The organism is Pseudomonas fluorescens (genome assembly GCF_902497745.1).
GTDB classification, from domain to species: domain Bacteria; phylum Pseudomonadota; class Gammaproteobacteria; order Pseudomonadales; family Pseudomonadaceae; genus Aquipseudomonas; species Aquipseudomonas fluorescens_BM.
The window spans coordinates 1-1,977 of the sequence record NZ_CABVHJ010000057.1 but is presented as its reverse complement, the minus strand read 5'-3'; the positions used below and the strand labels follow the sequence as shown (position 1 = coordinate 1,977).

The 1,977-nt window shown below is 56.1% G+C and carries 1 protein-coding gene; it reads left to right on the top strand.

The window, feature by feature from the left end:
• Nucleotides 1-64: 64 nt before the first annotated feature.
• Nucleotides 65-1,227 (top strand): IS3 family transposase gene (locus F8N44_RS31110; protein ID WP_109627876.1). Its coding sequence is split into 2 segments (ribosomal slippage): nt 65-320 and nt 320-1,227, totalling 1,164 coding nucleotides; the frame shifts between segments, so codons are not numbered across the junction.
• The last annotated feature ends 750 nt before the right edge of the window (nt 1,228-1,977 follow it).

Sequence of the window (1,977 nt, the reverse complement as noted above, 5' to 3'; positions counted from 1 at the left end):
TGTAGTGGTCTAATGAAACCGGACACCCATTTAGGCGAGAATGCTCGCCAGATCGAGGTGTCAGATGACTAAACAACGCCGCTCCTTTACTCCTGAATTCAAGCGCGAGGCTGCCGACCTTGTGCTCAAACAAAACTACAGCTACATCGAAGCCAGCCGTTCACTCGGCATTGGTGAATCGGCATTGCGCCGCTGGGTTGACCAGATTCAGAAAGAACATAAAGGCGTCACCCCGCAGAGCAAGGCACTGACTCCGGAACAGCAAAAAATTCAGGAGCTGGAAGCCCGGATTGCTCGGCTTGAGCGAGAGAAATCAATACTAAAAAAGGCTACCGCGCTCTTGATGTCGGAAGATCACGAGCGTTCGCGCTGATTGACCAGTTGAGGGCACATGAGCCGGTTGATTGGCTGTGCAAGGTGTTTGACGTCACTCGCTCGTGTTACTACGCCCAGCGCCTGCGGCGCCGCACGCCCGATGTTGAACGGCTTCGATTGCGTAGTCGCGTCAGTGAGCTGTTCTCGCAAAGTCGCAGCTCTGCGGGCAGTCGCAGCATCCTGTCGCTGATGCGTGAAGACGGTGAGCAACTCGGTCGATTCAAAGTGCGTAGCTTGATGCGCGAGCTTGATTTAGTCAGCAAACAACCCGGCTCCCATGCCTACAAACGAGCAACAGTAGAAAGACTGGATATCCCGAACACATTGAACCGCGAGTTCGACGTGCCAGCGCCCAATCAAGTCTGGTGCGGCGATATCACCTACATTTGGGCGCAAGGAAAGTGGCATTACCTGGCTGTCGTCCTGGATCTTTGTACGCGTCGGATCGTGGGCTGGGCGCTGTCGGAAAAGCCAGACGCTGAGCTGGTGATCAAAGCGCTGGATATGGCTTACGAGCAGCGTGGCAGGCCTTCGGATCTGCTATTCCACTCGGACCAGGGATCGCAATATGCAAGCCGACTCTTTCGCCAGCGGTTGTGGCGATACCGCATGCGCCAGAGCATGAGTCGACGAGGAAACTGCTGGGATAACGCACCGATGGAGCGCGTATTTCGCAGCTTGAAAACAGAATGGATACCGACCGTGGGCTATCGAACTGCGCAGGAAGCACAGCGCGATATCAGCCATTTTTTGATGCATCGCTACAACTGGATTCGGCCTCACCAATTCAACGATGGGTTGGCGCCAGCGCGGGCCGAGGAAAAACTTAACGTCGTGTCCGGGATTAGTTGACCACCACAGGGAGTGTCTATCTCGGTATATCCAGCGGTTGTGGGCATATCCGTTGCTGCGGTGATGGCTGCTTAGGGTTCCGCCCTTACGGCGGGTCACTTTTTACAAACGCCTAAAAAGTAACCAAAAACGCTTGCTCCTACGTACGGCCCGCTCGCTGGGGCTCGGGGTTCCTTCGCTCCGGGATCGATCCGGGCGCAGCGTCTCCGGTTTGCTTCGCTGCACCTACTCCCGCTGTGTTTGGCTTCGCCAAACGGTCGCTGCGCTCCCACGCCCGGATCAATCCCTCCACTCAGCCTTCCGACGTCGCCCGTGGATCAAGATCAAAAGCAGGCGAGCTGACACTCGGCCTATTGAGTGGTGAAGAGCGCGGGTGTTCGGCTTTTGATTTGCGTTGTTGCTGCCCCTCATCGGAACGCCGCCCGCCCAGCCCTCTCCCGAGGGAGAGGGAGCCGATTTTTGGGCATTTCAAAATCTGAGTTCGACTCGGTATTTCACGTCGGCGTAGCTCGCCCAAACACCTCGGTCAGTCCCCTCTCCCTCCGGGAGAGGGTTAGGGTGAGGGGCTTTTGATCTACTTCAGAATCTGAGTTCGACTCGGTATTTCAAGTCGGCGTATCTCTCGCAATCACCTCGGTCAGTCCCCTCTCCCTTTGGGAGAGGGCTAGGGTGAGGGGCTTTTGATCTACTTCAGAATCTGAGTTCGACTCGGTATTTCAAGTCGGCGTATCTCTCGCAATCACCTCGGTC